This is a genomic window from Sphingomonas sp., from assembly GCF_965227385.1.
Taxonomy (GTDB): Bacteria; Pseudomonadota; Alphaproteobacteria; order Sphingomonadales; family Sphingomonadaceae; genus Sphingomonas.
Map to the genome: position 1 here is coordinate 2,681,282 of NZ_OZ245750.1, position 17,712 is coordinate 2,698,993.

At 65.5% G+C, this 17,712-nt stretch carries 22 protein-coding genes and 1 tRNA gene; 18 read left to right on the forward strand and 5 right to left on the reverse strand.

Annotated features, from left to right (window positions below; genetic code table 11):
* Window positions 1–24 precede the first annotated feature (24 nt).
* The 12 genes from bamA (at window position 25) to ACO05N_RS13130 (ending at window position 9,516) form a co-directional block, all read left to right on the forward strand.
* Window positions 25–2,787, forward strand: coding sequence for an outer membrane protein assembly factor BamA (bamA, locus tag ACO05N_RS13075; RefSeq protein WP_422057518.1), 2,763 nt, complete (start codon window positions 25–27; stop codon window positions 2,785–2,787).
* The gene (locus tag ACO05N_RS13080) at window positions 2,787–3,407 is read left to right on the forward strand and encodes an OmpH family outer membrane protein (protein WP_422057519.1); all 621 of its coding nucleotides are present in this window, start codon (window positions 2,787–2,789) and stop codon (window positions 3,405–3,407) included. The genes bamA and ACO05N_RS13080 overlap by 1 nt, the downstream gene beginning before the upstream one ends.
* Window positions 3,404–3,883, forward strand: a complete 480-nt coding sequence (fabZ, locus tag ACO05N_RS13085; RefSeq protein ID WP_422057520.1) for a 3-hydroxyacyl-ACP dehydratase FabZ — start codon at window positions 3,404–3,406, stop codon at window positions 3,881–3,883. The genes ACO05N_RS13080 and fabZ overlap by 4 nt, the downstream gene beginning before the upstream one ends.
* Window positions 3,884–4,002: 119 nt before the next feature.
* Window positions 4,003–4,233 (forward strand): 50S ribosomal protein L31, encoded by a 231-nt coding sequence (gene rpmE, locus ACO05N_RS13090; RefSeq protein ID WP_066660932.1) that lies wholly within the window; start codon window positions 4,003–4,005, stop codon window positions 4,231–4,233.
* 124 nt (window positions 4,234–4,357) lie between these two features.
* Window positions 4,358–4,684: a PilZ domain-containing protein gene (locus tag ACO05N_RS13095; protein WP_422057521.1), complete on the forward strand. Its 327-nt coding sequence runs from the start codon at window positions 4,358–4,360 to the stop codon at window positions 4,682–4,684.
* A 68-nt stretch (window positions 4,685–4,752) separates the two neighbouring features.
* The gene (ccmC, locus tag ACO05N_RS13100; protein WP_422057522.1) at window positions 4,753–5,469 is read left to right on the forward strand and encodes a heme ABC transporter permease CcmC; all 717 of its coding nucleotides are present in this window, start codon (window positions 4,753–4,755) and stop codon (window positions 5,467–5,469) included.
* The gene (ccmD, locus tag ACO05N_RS13105; protein ID WP_422057523.1) at window positions 5,466–5,597 is read left to right on the forward strand and encodes a heme exporter protein CcmD; all 132 of its coding nucleotides are present in this window, start codon (window positions 5,466–5,468) and stop codon (window positions 5,595–5,597) included. Before ccmC ends, ccmD begins: the two co-directional genes overlap by 4 nt.
* Entirely contained in the window at window positions 5,594–6,028 is a 435-nt protein-coding gene (gene ccmE, locus ACO05N_RS13110) for a cytochrome c maturation protein CcmE (protein WP_422057524.1), read from the forward strand. Before ccmD ends, ccmE begins: the two co-directional genes overlap by 4 nt.
* The gene (locus ACO05N_RS13115; RefSeq protein WP_422057525.1) at window positions 6,025–7,962 is read left to right on the forward strand and encodes a heme lyase CcmF/NrfE family subunit; all 1,938 of its coding nucleotides are present in this window, start codon (window positions 6,025–6,027) and stop codon (window positions 7,960–7,962) included. Before ccmE ends, ACO05N_RS13115 begins: the two co-directional genes overlap by 4 nt.
* On the forward strand, window positions 7,959–8,486 hold the full coding sequence (locus tag ACO05N_RS13120) for a DsbE family thiol:disulfide interchange protein (protein WP_422057526.1): 528 nt from the start codon (window positions 7,959–7,961) through the stop codon (window positions 8,484–8,486). Before ACO05N_RS13115 ends, ACO05N_RS13120 begins: the two co-directional genes overlap by 4 nt.
* Window positions 8,483–8,863: a cytochrome c-type biogenesis protein gene (locus ACO05N_RS13125; RefSeq protein ID WP_422057527.1), complete on the forward strand. Its 381-nt coding sequence runs from the start codon at window positions 8,483–8,485 to the stop codon at window positions 8,861–8,863. The genes ACO05N_RS13120 and ACO05N_RS13125 overlap by 4 nt, the downstream gene beginning before the upstream one ends.
* Window positions 8,860–9,516 (forward strand): tetratricopeptide repeat protein, encoded by a 657-nt coding sequence (locus ACO05N_RS13130; protein ID WP_422057528.1) that lies wholly within the window; start codon window positions 8,860–8,862, stop codon window positions 9,514–9,516. The genes ACO05N_RS13125 and ACO05N_RS13130 overlap by 4 nt, the downstream gene beginning before the upstream one ends.
* A 1-nt stretch (window position 9,517) precedes the next feature.
* On the opposite strand, the gene cmk is transcribed toward ACO05N_RS13130, so the two are convergent.
* Complete coding sequence (gene cmk / locus ACO05N_RS13135) at window positions 9,518–10,156, reverse strand: (d)CMP kinase (protein ID WP_422057529.1); 639 nt, start codon at window positions 10,154–10,156, stop codon at window positions 9,518–9,520.
* The gene (aroA, locus tag ACO05N_RS13140) at window positions 10,153–11,487 is read right to left on the reverse strand and encodes a 3-phosphoshikimate 1-carboxyvinyltransferase (RefSeq protein WP_422057530.1); all 1,335 of its coding nucleotides are present in this window, start codon (window positions 11,485–11,487) and stop codon (window positions 10,153–10,155) included. The genes cmk and aroA overlap by 4 nt, the downstream gene beginning before the upstream one ends.
* Before the next feature lie 111 nt (window positions 11,488–11,598).
* On the opposite strand from aroA, the gene ACO05N_RS13145 reads away from it, so the two are divergent.
* The 3 genes from ACO05N_RS13145 (at window position 11,599) to ACO05N_RS13155 (ending at window position 12,385) form a co-directional block, all read left to right on the forward strand.
* On the forward strand, window positions 11,599–11,919 hold the full coding sequence (locus tag ACO05N_RS13145; RefSeq protein ID WP_422057531.1) for a TIGR02300 family protein: 321 nt from the start codon (window positions 11,599–11,601) through the stop codon (window positions 11,917–11,919).
* 67 nt (window positions 11,920–11,986) lie between these two features.
* A tRNA-Ala gene (locus ACO05N_RS13150) sits at window positions 11,987–12,062 on the forward strand.
* Between the two features lie 155 nt (window positions 12,063–12,217).
* Window positions 12,218–12,385, forward strand: a complete 168-nt coding sequence (locus ACO05N_RS13155) for a hypothetical protein (protein WP_197424221.1) — start codon at window positions 12,218–12,220, stop codon at window positions 12,383–12,385.
* 15 nt (window positions 12,386–12,400) lie between these two features.
* Here ACO05N_RS13155 and ACO05N_RS13160 read toward each other — a convergent pair whose 3' ends face one another.
* Window positions 12,401–13,690, reverse strand: coding sequence for an MFS transporter (locus ACO05N_RS13160; RefSeq protein WP_422057532.1), 1,290 nt, complete (start codon window positions 13,688–13,690; stop codon window positions 12,401–12,403).
* Between the two features lie 126 nt (window positions 13,691–13,816).
* On the opposite strand from ACO05N_RS13160, the gene pgsA reads away from it, so the two are divergent.
* Genes pgsA through ACO05N_RS13175 form a run of 3 tightly spaced genes read left to right on the forward strand, consistent with a single transcriptional unit; the run spans window position 13,817 to window position 15,059 of the window.
* Complete coding sequence (gene pgsA, locus ACO05N_RS13165) at window positions 13,817–14,371, forward strand: CDP-diacylglycerol--glycerol-3-phosphate 3-phosphatidyltransferase (RefSeq protein WP_422057533.1); 555 nt, start codon at window positions 13,817–13,819, stop codon at window positions 14,369–14,371.
* Window positions 14,371–14,622, forward strand: a complete 252-nt coding sequence (moaD, locus tag ACO05N_RS13170) for a molybdopterin converting factor subunit 1 (RefSeq protein ID WP_422057534.1) — start codon at window positions 14,371–14,373, stop codon at window positions 14,620–14,622. Before pgsA ends, moaD begins: the two co-directional genes overlap by 1 nt.
* Complete coding sequence (locus tag ACO05N_RS13175) at window positions 14,619–15,059, forward strand: molybdenum cofactor biosynthesis protein MoaE (RefSeq protein ID WP_422057535.1); 441 nt, start codon at window positions 14,619–14,621, stop codon at window positions 15,057–15,059. Before moaD ends, ACO05N_RS13175 begins: the two co-directional genes overlap by 4 nt.
* Here ACO05N_RS13175 and ACO05N_RS13180 read toward each other — a convergent pair.
* Window positions 15,056–15,970, reverse strand: coding sequence for a hydrogen peroxide-inducible genes activator (locus ACO05N_RS13180; protein WP_422057536.1), 915 nt, complete (start codon window positions 15,968–15,970; stop codon window positions 15,056–15,058). The genes ACO05N_RS13175 and ACO05N_RS13180 overlap by 4 nt on opposite strands.
* 87 nt (window positions 15,971–16,057) lie before the next feature.
* Window positions 16,058–17,638, reverse strand: coding sequence for an alkyl hydroperoxide reductase subunit F (gene ahpF, locus ACO05N_RS13185; protein ID WP_422057537.1), 1,581 nt, complete (start codon window positions 17,636–17,638; stop codon window positions 16,058–16,060).
* Window positions 17,639–17,712: the final 74 nt, after the last annotated feature.

Sequence of the window (17,712 nt, forward strand, 5' to 3'; positions counted from 1 at the left end):
TCTCTTGGATCCGACTGGGGTGGGATGGTGACGGCTATCAAGGTTACGAAATTCGGCGTGCGCGCCTCGGCGGTTCTGCTGGCTGGCACGACCTGGTTCGCGCTCGCCACCGCCGCTCAGGCCCAGGAGGCCCCGGCGCCCGCGCCTGCCGCTCAGCAGCCCGCTCCGGCGGTCGCGGCGGAGACGCGCACGATCCGTTCGCTCCGGGTGGAGGGTACGCAGCGGCTCGAGCCCGAGACGGTGCTGTCCTACACGCGCCTGCGGGTTGGCCAGAACTACACGACCGAAAGCCTTGACCAGGCGATCCGCGACGTGCTGGCCAGCGAGCTGCTTGCCGACGTGACGATCGAGGGTGTCGAGACGGGCGATATCGTGCTGCGCGTGCGGGAGAACCCGGTGATCAACCGCGTCATCCTGGAGGGCAACAAGCGCCTGAAGGACGACAAGATCGTCAAGGAAATCAAGCTCGCCCCGCGCCAGATGTTCACCCGCACGGCAGTGCGGGCGGACGTCGCGCGCATCGTGGAGCTGTACCGGCGCCAGGGCCGCTTTGCCGCCACGGTCGAGCCGAAGATGGTCAGCCTCGACCAGAACCGCGTCGATATCGTGTTCGAAGTGCGCGAGGGGCCCAAGTCCAAGGTCCGCCAGATCAATATCATCGGCAACGAGCAGTTCAGCGACGGCAAGCTGCGCGGCGAGATGGCGACGAAGCAGGCGCGCATCACCAGCATCATGAGCTCCAACACGAGCTATGATCAGGACCGCCTCGCCTATGACCAGCAGAAGCTGCGCCAATTCTACCTGACGCAAGGCTATGCCGATTTCCGCGTCGTTTCGGCCGTGGCGGAACTGACCCCCGACAAGCGCGACTTCATCATCACCTATGTGATCGAGGAAGGGCCCCGCTACAAATTCGGCAAGGTCACGGTCGACAGTAACATCCGCGATTTCGATGACGAGGCGCTCGCCAAGGGTCTCGCGATGAAGGAGGGGGACTGGTACAACGCCAAGCTGGTCGAGGACACGATCGACCAGCTGTCGGAAACGGCGGGTGCGTTCGGTTACGCCTTTGCCAATGTCAGTCCCGACTTCAATCGCGACCGTGAGAAGTTGACGATGACGATCAACTTCAACATTGCCGAGGCGCGTCGCACCTATGTCGAGCGGATCGACATTACCGGCAACACCCAGACACAGGACAAGGTGATCCGCCGCGAAATGCGTCTGGCCGAAGGCGACGCGTTCAACACCTTCCTGGTCAAGCGGTCGCAGGATCGCATCAACTCGCTGGGCTATTTCAACGAAAAGTTCGAGATCGAGCAGAAGGAAGGCTCGGCGCCGGATCGCGTGATCCTGACGGCCAATGTCGAGGAAAAGTCGACCGGTGAGCTGACGCTCTCGGCCGGTTTCTCGAGCCTTGAGCGGTTCATCTTCCAGGGATCGGTGCGCCAGCGCAACTTCCGTGGCAAGGGCCAGGACCTGCGCCTTTCAGCCGATTATTCGAGCTATTCGAAGTCGGTCGAGCTGGGCTTCACCGAGCCCTATCTGTTCGACCAGAATGTCGCGCTGGGTGGCACGATCTTCCGTCGCGACTATAACTCGTTCAACTATCTCGGCACCGATCGCCGCACCACGTACCAGCAGGTGTCGACCGGCGGCCAGATCGTGCTGGGCGTACCGCTCACCGAATTCTGGACGCTGTCCGGCCGCTATTCGTTGACGCATGATTCGGTGACGCTCGACGAAAGCACCTTCTTCACCGACGGCGCGTGCGATCCGCTCAAGGCCGGGCGCTATCTGTGCGAGGCGCTGGGCAAGCGCTGGACGTCGAGCGTGGGCCTGTCGCTGATCTATGACAGCCTGAACAGCCGCCTCCGCCCGACGCGCGGCCAGCGGCTGGTGGTCGGTACCGATTTTGCGGGTCTTGGCGGCGATGTGAAGTATTTGCGCGGTCGTTTCGACAGCGACAAATATTGGGACATCGGCAGCGGGTTCATTTTCTCCGCCGGGCTTGAGGGTGGCTATATCCACAGCCTCGAGGATTCGGCGGCTGGCGTCGATCCGGTCCGCATCACCGACCGCTACTTCCTGGGTGAGCCGCAGTTCCGCGGCTTCGACATCCGTGGCGTCGGCCCGCGCATTCAGCGCGTCGGCTATACGGGCAGCGTGGCTGGCGGGAACCAGAAGCTGATCACCGACGAAGACCAGATTTTCGACGACGCGATCGGCGGCCGGGCCTATTATCTCGGCAAGCTGGAGCTGGAGATCCCGTTGGGTGCGGGTGCGCGTGAAATGGGCATCCGCCCGTCGATCTTCTTCATGGCCGGTGCCAACTGGGGCGTGCGCGAGCCGAACAAGACCGCAACGTTCACACAGGCCACGGACTCGTCCGGCAATCCGCTGTTCAACGCCGACGGCTCGCCGTCGCTGCTACCGATCCAGACGCCACAGTCGGTCGTCGTCAACGGGCAGAGCTTGCCGCTCTACGCCGTGTCGCTGGGCGACTCGGTCGCGCCCGGTGCGTTGACGACCTGTACCGTCGGCTATTCGGCGACGCTTGGCGGCGCGTGCTCGGGCACATCGATCAACACGCGGTACAACATCCAGACCGATCCGTTTCAGGAGTTCTTCCTGGGCAACTCGCCCAAGCCGCGCCTGTCGGTCGGTATCGGCGTCAACTGGAACTCGCCGTTCGGACCGCTGCGGCTCGACCTCGCCCATGCCTTCCTCACCCAGAAGGGTGACGACACCAAGCTCTTCACATTCAACGTAGGGACTGCATTCTGATGCGTAACACCAAAACCATTCTCGCCGCGGTTGCGGTCGCGGGCGCCACCCTGGGCGCCGGCGCGGCTGCAGCGCAGGCGCTCGTCGACACCAAGGTCGCGATCGTCGATGTCGATCGGATCATGAGCACCTGCACCGCGTGCACCGCTGCGTCGCAGCAGCTTCAGGCGCAGCGCACCCAGTTGCAGCAGTTCGCGCAGCAGCAGGCCACCCCGCTGCAGACCGAGGAAACCGCCCTGCAGGCTGCGCTCAAGGCGGCCAATGGCAAGCCCGATGCGGCGCTGACCGCGCGGATCCAGGCGTTCCAGCAGCGTCAGCAGACCGCCCAGCAGCAGTTCAACGAGCGCCAGGCGACGTTCCAGCGCAACGTTCAGTATGTGAACCAGCAGGTCGCACAGCGGATGATCCCGGTGATCGAGCAGATTTCGCAGCAGCGCGGTGCGCATGTCGCGATGGCCAAGGATTCGACGCTGTATTCGGCGACCAATATCGACATTACCGACGCGGTGCTGGCTGCGCTGAACCAGCAGCTGCCGAGCGTTCAGACGGTTGCCCCGCCGCCGCAGCAGCCTGCGCCGCAGCAGCCCGCGCCGACCCAGCCGGCACCCACCGGCCGGTGAGCGACGCCGCCGAAGGAAAGGCCGCCATCGGCCCGCTCGACGTGACGCGGGTGATGGCGGCGTTGCCGCATCGCTACCCGATGCTGCTCGTCGACCGGGTCGAGCAGCTGATCCCCGACGAGCGCATCGTCGCGATCAAGGCGGTGTCAATCAACGAAGAGTTCTTCCAGGGGCATTTCCCGGGAAGGCCGATCATGCCGGGCGTCCTCCAGGTGGAGGCGCTGGCACAGGCCGCGGGTGTGCTCGCGGTCGAGAGCCTTGGCCTCGCAGGCACCGGCAAGCTGGTCTATTTCATGTCGATCGACGGCGTGAAGTTCCGCAAGCCGGTCGAGCCGGGCGTGCTGCTGCGGCTGGAGGTCGCGTTCGTCCAGAAGCGCGCGCGGATCTGCAAGTTCGCGGGCAGGGCGTATCTGGGCGACGACCTTGCAACCGAGTGCGAGTTCACCGCGATGATCGCGGACCCGCCCAGCGCTTAGTTCGGCGCAGCGTCAGCGGGACGCTCCCGAAGTCCATTGCAAGACTGGCGCGGCTCTGTTAGGGGCCGCGCCTTCTTGTTGCCGGTCGGAAACCGGCGCTCAATTCAAGGAACAGATACGTGAAGCCCGATACGCACCCCGATTATCACATGATCAAGGTCCAGATGACCGATGGCACCGTCTATGAGACGCGTTCGACCTGGGGCAAGGAAGGCGATCTGATGCAGCTGGAAATTGACCCGCTGGCGCACCCGGCATGGACCGGCGGCCGCGGCCAGATGCTCGATAGCGGCGGTCAGGTTGCGCGCTTCAACAAGCGCTTCGGTGGTCTGTCGCTCTCCAAGAAGTGAGCGGTGCGGGCGTGATGCCCGGCCGAAACCGATAGCACGGCCCGTCCCGGCGTTCCGGGGCGGGCCGTTTGCCGTTGGGGAAGCCGTTAACGCGGCGTTAGCCATCGCGACCTAGGCTGCGTCCATGGCTTTCACCGGCAAGCGCAGTTTCACAGCAGAATTCGAACCGGCAGTGCTGGGCCGCCGACGCGCGCCACGCGCGCCCGTATCGCTCGACGCGAAGGTCGGTCGCGGCGGATTGGATCGCGCTTTGTGCAAAGTCGTCGACCTGTCCACCCATGGCGCGAAGATCGAGACCTATTCGGAGCTTCGCCGTGATTCGGTGATCTGGCTGACGCTGCCACATGTTGGCCATTGGGCGGCGCGGGTGGTGTGGTCGAATGATTTCGAAGCCGGCCTGGAATTCCAGATCCCGCTGAGCGAGGACGAGTTCGAGGCGCTGATCGGTTGATCACGCGGCGCGCGCTGCATATCGCGTTTGGACTTGTCGGCGAATCCGCTTAAGAGCGGCGAAACGCCGTGATCCACGCACTCGCCAACCCCACGCGCTTCCTGAAGATCGCGCGCCCGCTGACGCCCATCCTGTTCTGGAGTGGGCTGCTGCTGACGCTTGTCGGTGCCTGGGGCGGCCTTACGCAGACCCCGCCGGACTATCTGCAGAAGGAAAGCGTCCGCATCCTGTATATCCATGTGCCGAGTGCCTGGCTGGGCATGGGCGGGTGGAGCGCGTTAGCGATCGCATGCTTTGCCTATCTGGTCTGGCGGCACCCGCTCGCGATGGTCGCGGCGCGCGCGACGGCACCGATAGGGGCTGTGTTTGCCGCACTATGCCTGATCACCGGATCGATCTGGGGCCGGCCGACCTGGGGCACCTGGTGGCAATGGGACGGGCGGCTGACGTCGATGCTGTTGCTGTTCTTCATCTATATCGCGTGGATCGCACTGGAGCGGGCAGATCGCGAGCGGGGCGGGGACGGGCGCATTCCGGCGCTGTTCGGGATCGCGGGGACCGTGCTGCTGCCGATCATCCGCTATTCGGTAGTGTGGTGGAACACGTTGCACCAAGGGCAAAGCCTGACGCTGACCAAATCGACCATCGACGATTCGATGCTGTGGCCGCTGCTGCTTACGCTGCCCGGCTTTTCGCTGCTGTTCGGCGGGATCGTGCTCATTCGGATGCGCGCGATTTTGGCGGAGCAGCGCGTGGAGGCGCGGATGCGGAGGCTCGCGACATGAACCACTGGCCATTCATCGTCGCCGCTTATGCCGCCGTTATCGCAGGGATCGGGGGGCTGACGCTGCTCAGCTTGCGGGCAATGCGGCGAGCCGAGGCGGCCGCAGACGCACTGAGGGACCGGCGATGAAGGCGAAGCACCAGCGGCTGATGCTCGGCCTGCTCGCGCTTGCCGCGATCGGCGGGGCGAGCGGCTTGGCGCTGTCGGCATTGCGCGACGAAGCGGCATTCTTCTACACGCCCAGCGATCTTGCGACGAAGACGCCCGAGCCGGGCAGGGCAGTACGGCTGGGCGGGATGGTGCAGGCGGGCAGCATCAAGAAGCTGGCCGACGGCGTGACCATCACTTTCATCGTCGCGGATAATGGCGGGACCGTGCCGGTGCGCTTTACCGGCGTGGCGCCGGACCTGTTCAAGGAAAATTCCGGCGTGGTCGCCGAAGGCAAGTTCGAGCCGGACGGCAGCTTCACCGCCGACAATCTGCTCGCCAAGCATGACGAGCGCTACATGCCGCCCGAGATTGCCGACAAGATGCCGCCACCGGAGACTATGACGCGATGATTGCCGAGGCCGGCCTTGCTGCACTGTGGTTCGCAGCGGCATTGGCGTTGCTCCAGTTGCTTGCGGCGGGGCTGGGGCTGCGAATGCAGGGGCGCGCATCGGGCGGCGACCTGATCGCGGCAGTGCGCCCGGTCGCGATCGTGCAGGGGCTGCTCGCGGCCCTCTCGTTCGTCCTGCTGATCACCTTGTTCGTTCAGTCGGACATGTCGGTGCTGCTGGTCGCGCAGAACAGCCATTCGGCCAAGCCGATGCTCTACAAGATCGCGGGCGCATGGGGGAACCATGAAGGCTCGATGCTGCTGTGGGTCACGGTGCTCGCACTGTCGGGCGGGGCAATTGCGCTACTGGAGCGCCAGCTCGACCGTGCGACGCTGACCGCGACGCTGGCGGCGCAGGCGGCGATCGCGCTGGGCTTCTATGCCTTTCTTCTGATCGCATCGAACCCGTTTGCGCGGCTCGATCCGGCGGCGATGGATGGGCTGGGGCTCAACCCGTTGCTGCAGGATCCCGGTCTCGCCTTCCACCCGCCCACGCTCTATTTCGGTTATGTCGGGCTGTCGGTCGCCTTTTCCTTTGCGGTCGGCGCGATGGTGACTGGCATGGTCGGCCCGGCCTTTGCGCGCGCGATGCGGCCCTGGGTGCTGGCAGCGTGGGTGTTTCTCACGATCGGGATCACGGCGGGGAGCTATTGGGCTTATTACGAGCTGGGCTGGGGTGGTTGGTGGTTCTGGGACCCGGTTGAAAATGCCTCGCTGATGCCGTGGCTCGCGGCGACGGCTTTGCTCCATTCGGTCAATGTGCTGGCCGCGCGCGATGGCCTGCGAGCCTGGACGCTGATGCTGGCGGTGGTCGCCTTCTCGATGTCGATGCTGGGCACGTTCCTGGTGCGGTCGGGCATCCTGACCAGCGTGCATGCGTTCGCGGTCGATCCGACGCGCGGGTCGTTCATCCTCGTCCTGCTGGCGCTCTACATCGGTGGTTCACTGCTGCTGTTCGCGCTGCGGGCGGGGACGGTGCGGGCGGGACAGGGCTTCGATCCGCTGAGCCGTGAGGGTGGATTGGTGCTGAATAACCTGCTGCTCACCGTGATCCTGGGGATTGTGCTGATCGGAACGCTGTATCCGATCGCGGCGCAGGCGATGGGCGAGCAGCTATCGGTCGGGCCGCCCTTCTTCAACAAGACCAGCGGGCCGATTGCGTTGATCCTGATCGCGGCGATGGCGGCGGGGCCGCTGCTCAAATGGCGGCGCGACGACGCCAATGCGGTGCTGGGGAAGCTGACGGTGCCGATCGCAGCGACGATGCTGGCGATGGGCGCGGCGTTCGTGCTGGCGCCGGAGACCGGCTGGATGGAACTGGTCGCGCTGGGCCTTGCCGCCGGGTTGTCGGTGGCGAGCTTCGCGCCGCTGTGGAAGCGCAACCTTCTGCGCACGCCGCTGTTCACCTGGGGCATGGTGGTCGCGCATTTCGGGGTGGCGGTGAGCCTCGCCGGGATGGCGGCGGACAGTGCGTTCACCAAGGAGCGGCTGGTCGCGGCGGTCTATGGCCAGACATATCAGGTTGGTCCGTGGCGCGTGGTGCTGGACGGCGTTGGCCCGGCCATCGGCGATAACTGGTCGGCGGTCGAGGGACGGCTGACCGCGCAGCGTGGCGACGGTCCGACGACACTGCTGCGCCCGCAACGCCGCTTCTATTCCTCGCCCCCGACGGACACGGCGGAGGCGGCGATCAAGACGCGCTGGAACGGGCAGCTTTATGCCGTGTTGGGCGAGCAGGATGCGCAGGGTCGCTGGCAGCTGCGGCTGTGGTGGAAGCCGTTCGTGACGCTGATCTGGTTTGGGGGCGGGCTGATCGCGCTCGGTGGCGCGCTGTCGCTGTTCGGACGGCTGTTCCGCGAGCGCCGCAATACGCGGCGGCGGGAGGAGGCAGAATGAGCCGCTGGAAATTGTGGCTGCCGCTGGTCGGCTTTGCCGCGCTGATTGCGGTCGCGGTGTATGGCCTGCGCGGGACCGGTGAAGCGGTGGTCAAGTCCGCATTGGTGGGCAAGCCGCTGCCCGAATTCGCGTTGCCGGCGATGGTGCAGGGCAAGCCGGGACTGCGCCGTGCGGACCTGGCAACCGGCAGGCCGCGGCTGCTCAACGTCTTTGCCAGCTGGTGCGTGCCGTGCATCGCGGAAGCGCCGCAGCTGATGCAGCTCAAGGCGGCCGGGGTAGAGATCGACGCGGTGGCCATCGCGGATACGCCGGAAGCAGTGGCAGCGTTTCTGGCGCGCCATGGCGATCCCTATGCGCGGATCGGCGACGATCGTCAGCGCGCGGTGCAGATCGGGATCGGATCGTCGGGTGTCCCCGAAACCTTCGTGATCGACGGGCAGGGCCGGATCGCGATGCAGCATATCGGTGACATTCGCGAGGACGACGTGCCCAAGCTGCTCGCCGCGCTGGAGGCTGCACGATGAGCGTGATGCTGGCCATCGCGCTCGCAACGGCGGCAGCGCCCGTCGATCTTGGCTATAGCCAGCTGCCCGACGCCCAACAGGAAGAGGCGGCGACCGAGCTCATGTTCGAGCTGCGCTGCTTGGTGTGCCAGGGCCAGTCGATCGCCGACAGCGATGTGTCGATGGCGGCGGACATGCGCCGCATCGTCCGCCAGAAGATTGCGGCGGGCGAAAAGCCGGACGCGGTGCGCGACTGGCTGATCGAACGCTATGGCAGCTATGTGACCTACGATCCGCCGCTGAGCTGGGCGACCGCGCCACTGTGGCTGGCGCCGTTGTTGCTGCTGGCGCTCGGGGGGTGGATCGCGCGTGGCAGTTTTCGCTGGAGGCGCGGATGATGGGGTGGATCATGCTCGGGCTGGTCGGCGCCATTGCGTTCGGCTTGCTGGCGCTGTTCGGCGTGCCACGGACCTTGTGGAGCTTTGGCGCGGCGGCGCTGATGCTGGGCGCGACCGGATATGCATTGCAGGCGCGGCCCGGCCTTGCCGGCGCGCCGATCGCAAGCAAGGGCATTGCGGTGGATGACGAAGGCATCGCACGGATGCGCGAGCTGCGCGGGGCGATGTTCGGGCGGTTCACCGCGCTCGACACGGCGTTCTTTCCCGCTGATGCGCTGATCCGCTCGGGCAATCCCGACAGCGCTGCACGGATCATGCTTGGCGCCGTGCGTCAGCAGCCGCAGAATGCAGCGCTGTGGACGTGGCTAGGCATGACCTTGATCGAAGCGGATCAGGGCACGATGTCCCCAGCAGCCGCGCTGGCGTTTCGCCGGGCTACGGCGCTGGCGCCCAAGCATCCCGGCCCATATTTCTTCTTCGGCATGGCACAGGCCCGTGCCGGGAAGGCGCAGGCGGCGATCCCACTGCTGCGCCGCGCCTATGCGTTGACACCGGAGCGTGCAAGCTACCGCGCCGACATCGCCCGGGCGCTGATCCAGATCGAGATGCTGGCGGAGATGAGCGCGCGCGCGACACAGGCTCCCGCGCAATAGATCAGCGCGCTTGCGCCTTCTGCGCCAGCTGCGCATCGACCAGCTCAATCGCCTTTTGCACTGCCGCCTCGATCGACAGGAAGCTGGTGTCCAGCACCGCCGCGTCGGGCGCGGCGATCAGCGGTGCTTCGGTCCGCTTGCTGTCGCGATCGTCGCGGGTTCGGATATCGGCGAGCACGCGATCGAGGCTGACCGACGATCCGCCCTTGCGCAATTCGGCATGGCGGCGGCGCGCGCGGATCATCGGGGTTGCCTTGACGAACAGCTTGGCGTCGGCGTCGGGCGCGATCACCGTGCCGATGTCGCGCCCGTCGAGGATCGCGCCGGCGGGCTGGGCGGCGAAGCGCTTCTGCCGCTGAAGCAATGCCGATCGCACGAGCGGATGCGCCGACACGACCGACGCGGCCTGTCCGACCGCATCCGTGCGCAGCCACTCGTCGGCGAGCAGAAGATCGTCGAAGCTGGTCGCGGCCACGGCATCCGCCTCCTGCGCCGGGTCCAGCTCTTCGCGCAGCACGGTGGCCGCGACGGCGCGATAGAGCAGGCCCGTGTCGAGATGCGGGAGCGCGTAATGGCGGGCAAGGGCACGGGCGATGGTGCCCTTGCCGGATGCAGCGGGGCCGTCGACGGCAATGATCATGGCTGGTGGTCGGTCAGTCGGTCGAGGGTGGGGAAGAAGCCCGGGTAGCTGGTGGCCACCGGACTGGCGTCGTCGATCGTCACCGCTTCGCGTGCGCAGAGTCCAGCCACCGCCATGCTCATCGCGATACGATGATCGAGATTCGAGGCGATCTGTGCACCGCCGGGTAGCGGGTCGCCGCCATTGCCGTGGATGGCGAGGCCGTCCTCGAACTCTTCGAGCTGCACGCCGTTGGGGGCAAGCGCCGCGACCATCGCTGCGATTCGATCCGATTCCTTGACGCGCAGTTCTTCGGCCCCGCGCGCAACGGTGCGACCGCTGGCAAAGGCGGCGGCGACAAACAATACGGGATATTCGTCGATCATGCTTGGAGCGAGGTCCGGCGGCACCTCGATCGCGGTCAGCGGCGCGTGGCGGACCTGGAGGTCGGCGACGGGTTCTCCACCCACATCGCGCGCGTTGTGTTCGGTGATGTCGGCACCCATCATCCTGAGCGCGGTGATGATGCCGGTGCGGGTCGGGTTCATGCCGACATTGGCGATAACGATGTCGGAGTCCGGCACGATCGATGCGGCCACCATCCAGAAGGCTGCCGACGAGGGGTCGCCGGGGACCACGATCTGTTGCGGTTTCAATTCCGCTTCGCCGCGAATCGCGATGACCCGGCCCTGCGGGCTTTCCTCGACCGTCAATTCGGCCCCGAACCCGCGCAACATCCGTTCGCTATGGTCGCGGGTCGACACCGGCTCGATCACGCGGGTGATGCCGGGGGTGTTGAGGCCAGCGAGCAGCACCGCCGACTTGACCTGCGCCGACGCCACCGGGAGCGTATAGTCGATCGGTATGGCGGGGCAGAGGCCGCGCATGGTGAGCGGGAGGCGCCCGCCCGGGCTGGAGGTGAATTCCGCCCCCATCGCCGACAGCGGATCGATCACGCGGCCCATTGGGCGCTTCGACAACGACGCGTCGCCGGTGAAGGTCGCGGTGATCGGGTGACTGGCGACCAGGCCCATCAGCAACCGGGTCGACGTACCGGAATTGCCCATCTCCAGCGCGGTCTGCGGCTGGAGGAGCCCGCCGACCCCGACTCCGGCGACGTGCCAGATGCCGTCCGCATCCCGCGCGATCGTGGCCCCCATCGCGCGCATCGCGGCGGCGGTGGCGAGAACGTCCTCACCCTCCAGCAGCCCCTCGATCCGGCTTTCGCCAATTGCGAGCCCGGCAAACATCAGCGAGCGGTGGCTGATCGACTTGTCGCCCGGAACGGTGACGGTGCCGCGCAACGGGCCGCGGGCGGAAATGGCGAGGGGGAGGGGAGAATGTGCGCTCATTGGTCGCGGCTTTGACAGGGGGCTTGCGCTATGGCAAGGCGCGCGCCACTTCAACGCGGACTAGTTTCCCGTCATCCCTGTAAATTCGAACGAAAAGGCATAGAGCGGCACATGGTGAAGCCGGAATGGGGCACGAAGCGGACCTGCCCGAAATGCGCGACGCGCTTTTATGATCTGACCAAGGAAGAGCCGGTCACCTGCATCAGCTGCGGCTATGCATGGGAGCCTGAGCCGATTCTGAAGTCGAAGCAGCCGCTGCCGTTCGAAGCGGCCAAGGCCGATATCGAGAAGGTCAAGAAGGACGATACGGATCTGGGTGACGAAGATCTGGACATCGACGAGGATGCGGAGGGTTCGCCCGACGACGACGTCGATCTGGGCGGCGATGACGATCTGGGCGTCGCCACTGCGGACGACGAAGAAGAAAGCTGAAATCTGCGAAAAAGCGGTTGCACACCGCGCGGTGGCTGCTAAAGGCCATCGCCTTCCCGGAACGGATGGGGCCGTAGCTCAGCTGGGAGAGCGTCGCAATGGCATTGCGAAGGTCAGGGGTTCGATCCCCCTCGGCTCCACCATTCGTCCTAAGAAACAGGCCGGAGCGCATTGCGTTGCCGGCCTTTTCTTTGCCCATTGAAGATTGGCGCGGTCCTCCGCGCGTCCCGCATCGGCACAGGCGTTAACGATGCTTTAGGGATAGCCGAAAGTGTAAACGGCGCGTTAACTTCTGGCCATGCGACGCGAACTCATCCTGACCGGCGCCAGCCGAAGCCACCCCTTTCGGGCCAATCTTCCGCACGTACGCGCGCAGGTGCGCCGCAGGGAGGATGATGGCGACCTCAAGCTCTTCGCCATGAGCTTCACGGCGTTCTTCGTCTGTATCTATACGTTCATTTTCTGAACGCTCCGCCCCGCGTCAATCACAGGCGCGGTGCAGCCTCTGGGCGATCCAGGCAGAGATGATCGCCATGCCGGCGACGAAGAGAAGCTGGTCCGCCGGCTCGACGCGCAGTCTGTTAATCGCGATGACGAGCAGTGCGCCCAGCACCATGCCGAACGCGTTGACGATGTTGTTCGCTGCCACGGTGCGGGCGGTCTGGTCCTTGGTCACGGTGGTCGTGAGAAAGGCGTAGAGCGGCACCACGAACATCCCGCCGGCGATGGCGATAGCCATCAGGGTGACCAGCACCAGCCAGGCTTGGGGCATCACCATGAACTCGGCCATATCGTAGAACTGACCCGGCGCGGCAGGAATCCAGAAGCGCGATTCGAACGAGAAGCCGACGATGAACACCGCCATCGCGATGACCGATGCGGGTGAGCATTTCGCCGAAATCTCGCCCTTCAGCATCGCGTTGATGATCACCGAACCGATCGCGACGCCGACCGAAAAGATCGCGATCATCAGGCTGGCGACTTCCTTGGTGGAGGTCAGCACGTTCTTGGCGAGCGGCGTGAAGATCACGATCAGCACCGCCCCCATCGTCCAGAAGAAGCTGATCGCGCAGATCGACCAGAACAGGCGGGGGATGTGCATCGTGTTGGCGATCAGTCGCCAGGAGGCGGTAAAGGGGTTGAAATTGAGCTTGAGCTTCGCCCCCTGCCGCGGTGCTGCTGGAACCATGCGGCCGGTGAACCAACCGATCACCGCGACGATCAGCGTCAGCCAGCCGGCGGTTTCGATCGAGACCCAGCCGGCCACCACGGTGCCAAGCAGGATCGAGAGATAGGTCGCGGCCTCGACCATGCCGGTGCCGCCGAGGACTTCGTCTTCCTTCAGATGCTGCGGCAGGATCGCATACTTGATCGGGCCGAAGAAGGTGGAGTGCGTGCCCAGCATCAGCACTGCACCCAGCATCATGCCGACCCCGACCATCGGATAGCCAAAATGGGCAACGATGATGCCGCATCCGCCAAAGAGCATGATCCCGATTTCGGCGGTCTTCACCCACCGGATGATCTGCGCCTTGTCATAGGTGTCGGCAAGCTGGCCGGACAATGCCGAGAGCAGCACGAACGGCAACAGCGCAGCGCCGGTGGCGAGCGCGTTGAAGACGAACTCCGTCTCCGGGTTGTTCAGCACCTGATAGGTGGCGAACAGGACCATCGCGGTCTTGAACAGATTGTCGTTGAACGCCCCCAGGAACTGCGTGACGAAAAGAGGGAGAAACCGGCGCTCTTTGAGCAGTCCGAGCGCGTTGTTCATATGCGTGGCGGGCCTTCGTCCGTCAAAACTGGCGCACGCATAGCCGGGCGGTACGGGGTGCGGCAACCGGATATCGTTTTGCCAACAGGGGATGATCACGGCGGCGTGCGGTGCTAGAGGCAAGGGATGCTGACGCTGCCTAACGTCCTGACGCTGTCGCGAATCGTCACCGTGCCGCTGCTGGTCTTCTTCCTGTGGTGGCCGCGTTGGGAGGCGGGATATGCGCTCGGCTTCGCGACCTACTGCCTCATGGGCATCACCGACTATTTCGACGGCTATCTCGCGCGGTCGCGCGGGACGGTATCTAAACTCGGCGTGTTTCTCGATCCGATCGCGGACAAGATCATGGTTGCCGCGGTGATCCTGATCCTCTGCGCCAAGGAACTGATTCCCGGGGTGCACATGATCGCCGCGCTGGTGATCCTGTTGCGCGAGATTGCGGTGTCGGGTCTGCGCGAGTTTCTGGGCGGGATCCAGGTGTCGGTGCCAGTGTCGGCGCTGGCCAAGTGGAAGACGGCACTGCAGTTGACCTCGCTCGGCGGACTAATTCTCGCCGGAGCGCTGCCGGGATGGGGCTGGGTCCATGACGTCAGCCTGGCGATGCTATGGGCGGCGGCGGCGCTGACGCTGATCACCGGATGGGACTATCTGCGCGTCGGCTTGCGGCACATGGACAGCTGATGCGGCTGCTGTACTTCGCCTGGGTACGCGAGACGATCGGGACGGGCGAGGAAGAGGTGCGGCCGCCCGAGGCGGTGCGAACCGTTGCCGACCTGATCGACTGGCTGCGCGGGTGTAGCGACGCACATGCGCGGGCATTTGCCGACATCACACGGCTGCGCGCTGCGGTGGATCAGCGATTCGTGGCGCTCGACAGCGAACTCGGCGCCGCGCGCGAGGTCGCGGTCTTCCCCCCCGTGACCGGCGGATGATCCGCGTCTCGGTCGACACCGCGCCGATCGACGTCGGAATCGAACTGGCGGGAATCGAGGAAACCGGCGCAGGCGGCATCGCGAGCTTTATCGGGGTCGTGCGGGGCGACGACGGCGTCACTTGCCTCGAGCTCGAACATTATCCGGGGATGACCGAGGCAGTGCTGTGCGATCTGGCCGAGCAGGCGATGGCACGCTGGGACCTTGTTTCGGCGGTGATCGTGCATCGTGTGGGGCCGATGGAGCCGGGCGAGCGGATCGTGCTCGTCGCGACTGCAGCTGCGCATCGCGGCGCGGCGCTGGAGGGGTGCGCGTTCCTGATCGACCGGCTCAAGACCGACGCGCCATTCTGGAAGCGGGAGCATCGCGGAGCGGCTGTCGGCTGGGTCGATGCGCGGGAGAGCGACTCGGAGGCGTCGGCGCGCTGGACCGTTTAGGCGCTACCCGTCCCCGCCTGCGCCAGCACCTCCGCCAGCAGCCTGAAGTCCCGTTCCCGCGGGCTGGCCTTGCGCCAGACCAGAGCGATGCGGCGCGACGGATTTTCGGCCTGGAGGGGGCGTGCGGTGATGTGAGTGTGGTCGAGGATGCCGGCGTCGATCGCCATTTCCGGCAGCATCGTCACGCCCAGGCCGTTGTCGACCATCTGTACCATCGTATGCAGCGATGTGCCCAGCATCGTCGCTTCAGCACGCAGTTCCGGACGGTTGCACGCGGCAAGCGCGTGGTCCTTCAGGCAATGCCCGTCTTCGAGCAACAGCAGGCGCGTCTCGTCGATCTCGCTGGCGCTCACGCTGGCATGATCGGGTTCATATTCACCCTCGGGGAAGGCAACGAACAGGCGGTCGTCGAACAGCGGCGCGGTTTCGACATCGCCACAGGCATAGGGGAGGGCGAGCAGGACGCAATCGGTGCGACCGGTGTGCAGGCTCTCGCACGCAGCGCCGCTGGGCTCTTCGCGCAGGAACAGCTTGAGATCGGGATAGTCGCGGCGGAGCCGCGGCAGGATGCGCGGCAGCAGGAACGGGGCGATGGTCGGGATCACGCTCATCCGCATCTCGCCCGACAGGGGGCGCCCGGCCGCGCGGGCGAGGTCGGCTAGCTCATCCGCCTCCCGCAGCACGCGGCGTGCCTTGTCGACGATTCGCTCGCCCAATGGCGTGAAGCGGACGACGCGCCGGGTGCGCTCGACCAGCACGACTCCGATCAGCGTTTCGAGTTCGCGCAGGCCTGCCGACAGGGTCGATTGGGTGACGAAGCATGCCTCGGCGGCGCGTCCGAAATGGCCGTTATCCTTGAGCGCGACCAGATATTGCAACTGCTTGAGCGTCGGGAGGTAGGTCTGCGCCATGATCGATCCAATCGATTGATAGCGCGGATATAAGTGACATTCGCGATAACGCCACCCCCGCATTCTGCAGGGGCGGCGTCATCCGGGTCAGGCAGCCGCGGCCTCGATCTCTTCGGCGGGGAGCCGGATGAGATAGTCGAAGGCCGACAAGGCGGCGGTCGAGCCTGCACCCATCGCGATCACGATCTGCTTGTACGGTACGGTAGTGGCGTCGCCGGCGGCGAAGATGCCCGGCTGGCTGGTTTCGCCGCGCGCATCGATCTCGATCTCGCCACGCGGTGTGAGCGCGACGCTGTCCTTGAGCCATTCGGTGTTGGGGACGAGGCCGATCTGAACGAAGATGCCCTCTAGCGCGATGTCGTGCTCGACGCCTGTGTTGCGGTCCTTGTACGTCAGGCCGGTCACTTTTTCCGCGCCGTTCACTCGCGTCGTCATCGCCGAAGTGATGACCTGGACGTTCGACAGGCTGCCGAGCTTGCGCTGAAGCACCGCGTCGGCGCGCAGCTGGCTGTCATATTCGATCAGCGTGACGTGGCCGACGATGCCGGCCAGATCGATCGCTGCCTCAACGCCCGAATTGCCGCCTCCGATCACCGCGACGCGCTTGCCCTTGAACAGCGGGCCGTCGCAGTGCGGGCAGTACGCCACGCCCTTGTTGCGATATTCGTCTTCGCCGGGCACGCCCATCTGGCGCCAGCGCGCGCCGGTCGACAGGATGACCGTCTTCGCCTTCAGGCTTGCGCCATTCGCCAGCACGACCTCGTGCAACCCACCCTCACGCGCAGCCGGGATCAGCTTTTCGGCGCGCTGCAGGTTCATGATGTCGACGCCGTTTTCCTTGACGTGACCTTCGAGCTGGGCGGCTAGCTTGGGGCCTTCGGTGTAGGGGACCGAAATGAAATTCTCGATTCCCATCGTGTCGAGCACATGGCCGCCAAAGCGCTCCGCCGCGATGCCGACGCGCAGGCCCTTGCGCGCGGTATAGATCGCCGACGCCGCACCCGCGGGGCCGCCGCCGACGATGAGGACGTCGAACGGCTCCTTCGCCGCGAGCTTCTCGGCCGCCTTGGCTTCGGCACCGCTGTCGAGCTTGGCGACGATCTGCTCCAGCTCCATCCGGCCCGATCCGAACAGCTCGCCATTCAGATAGACGGTGGGGACAGCAAGAACCTGGCGTGCATCGACCTCTTCCTTGAACAGCGCTCCGTCGATCGCGACGTGGCTGATCCTGGGGTTGAGCACCGCCATCAGGTTGAGCGCCTGCACCACGTCGGGGCAGTTCTGGCAGCTGAGCGAGAAATAGGTTTCGAAGTGGAGATCGCCGTCGAGGCCCTTGACCGCTTCGATCACGTCCTGCGCCGCCTTGGACGGGTGGCCGCCGACCTGGAGCAGGGCGAGCACAAGGCTGGTGAATTCATGCCCCATCGGGATGCCGGCGAAGCGCACGCCGATGTCGGTGCCCGCGCGGCGGATCATGAAGCTGGGGGTGCGCTTGTCGTCATCCTTGCGGATCAGCGTGATCTTGCCCGACAGGCCCGCGATTTCGGTGAGGAGACCTTCGAGCTCGCGCGACTTCGCATCGTCGCCAAGGCTCGCGACGAGTTCGATCGCCTCACGGATATGGACGAGATAGCCTTCGAGCTGCTGCTTGAGGTGCGCGTCGAGCATCGGGAAACTCCTTGAACTGAAATCAAAACGGCCCGGGGCATCGGGAAGGACTGCCCCGGGCCGCGTTCGCACCC

Bases quoted from the DNA above. Each gene is read 5' to 3' on its own strand.
- bamA (WP_422057518.1), top strand. From the start codon at position 25: ATGGTGACGGCTATCAAGGTTACGAAATTCGGCGTGCGCGCCTCGGCG.
- ACO05N_RS13080 (WP_422057519.1), top strand. From the start codon at position 2,787: ATGCGTAACACCAAAACCATTCTCGCCGCGGTTGCGGTCGCGGGCGCC.
- ACO05N_RS13095 (WP_422057521.1), top strand. From the start codon at position 4,358: ATGGCTTTCACCGGCAAGCGCAGTTTCACAGCAGAATTCGAACCGGCA.
- ccmD (WP_422057523.1), top strand. From the start codon at position 5,466: ATGAACCACTGGCCATTCATCGTCGCCGCTTATGCCGCCGTTATCGCA.
- ccmE (WP_422057524.1), top strand. From the start codon at position 5,594: ATGAAGGCGAAGCACCAGCGGCTGATGCTCGGCCTGCTCGCGCTTGCC.
- ACO05N_RS13115 (WP_422057525.1), top strand. From the start codon at position 6,025: ATGATTGCCGAGGCCGGCCTTGCTGCACTGTGGTTCGCAGCGGCATTG.
- ACO05N_RS13120 (WP_422057526.1), top strand. From the start codon at position 7,959: ATGAGCCGCTGGAAATTGTGGCTGCCGCTGGTCGGCTTTGCCGCGCTG.
- ACO05N_RS13125 (WP_422057527.1), top strand. From the start codon at position 8,483: ATGAGCGTGATGCTGGCCATCGCGCTCGCAACGGCGGCAGCGCCCGTC.
- ACO05N_RS13130 (WP_422057528.1), top strand. From the start codon at position 8,860: ATGATGGGGTGGATCATGCTCGGGCTGGTCGGCGCCATTGCGTTCGGC.
- cmk (WP_422057529.1), bottom strand. From the start codon at position 10,156: ATGATCATTGCCGTCGACGGCCCCGCTGCATCCGGCAAGGGCACCATC.
- aroA (WP_422057530.1), bottom strand. From the start codon at position 11,487: ATGAGCGCACATTCTCCCCTCCCCCTCGCCATTTCCGCCCGCGGCCCG.
- ACO05N_RS13145 (WP_422057531.1), top strand. From the start codon at position 11,599: ATGGTGAAGCCGGAATGGGGCACGAAGCGGACCTGCCCGAAATGCGCG.
- ACO05N_RS13155 (WP_197424221.1), top strand. From the start codon at position 12,218: ATGCGACGCGAACTCATCCTGACCGGCGCCAGCCGAAGCCACCCCTTT.
- ACO05N_RS13160 (WP_422057532.1), bottom strand. From the start codon at position 13,690: ATGAACAACGCGCTCGGACTGCTCAAAGAGCGCCGGTTTCTCCCTCTT.
- pgsA (WP_422057533.1), top strand. From the start codon at position 13,817: ATGCTGACGCTGCCTAACGTCCTGACGCTGTCGCGAATCGTCACCGTG.
- moaD (WP_422057534.1), top strand. From the start codon at position 14,371: ATGCGGCTGCTGTACTTCGCCTGGGTACGCGAGACGATCGGGACGGGC.
- ACO05N_RS13175 (WP_422057535.1), top strand. From the start codon at position 14,619: ATGATCCGCGTCTCGGTCGACACCGCGCCGATCGACGTCGGAATCGAA.
- ACO05N_RS13180 (WP_422057536.1), bottom strand. From the start codon at position 15,970: ATGGCGCAGACCTACCTCCCGACGCTCAAGCAGTTGCAATATCTGGTC.
- ahpF (WP_422057537.1), bottom strand. From the start codon at position 17,638: ATGCTCGACGCGCACCTCAAGCAGCAGCTCGAAGGCTATCTCGTCCAT.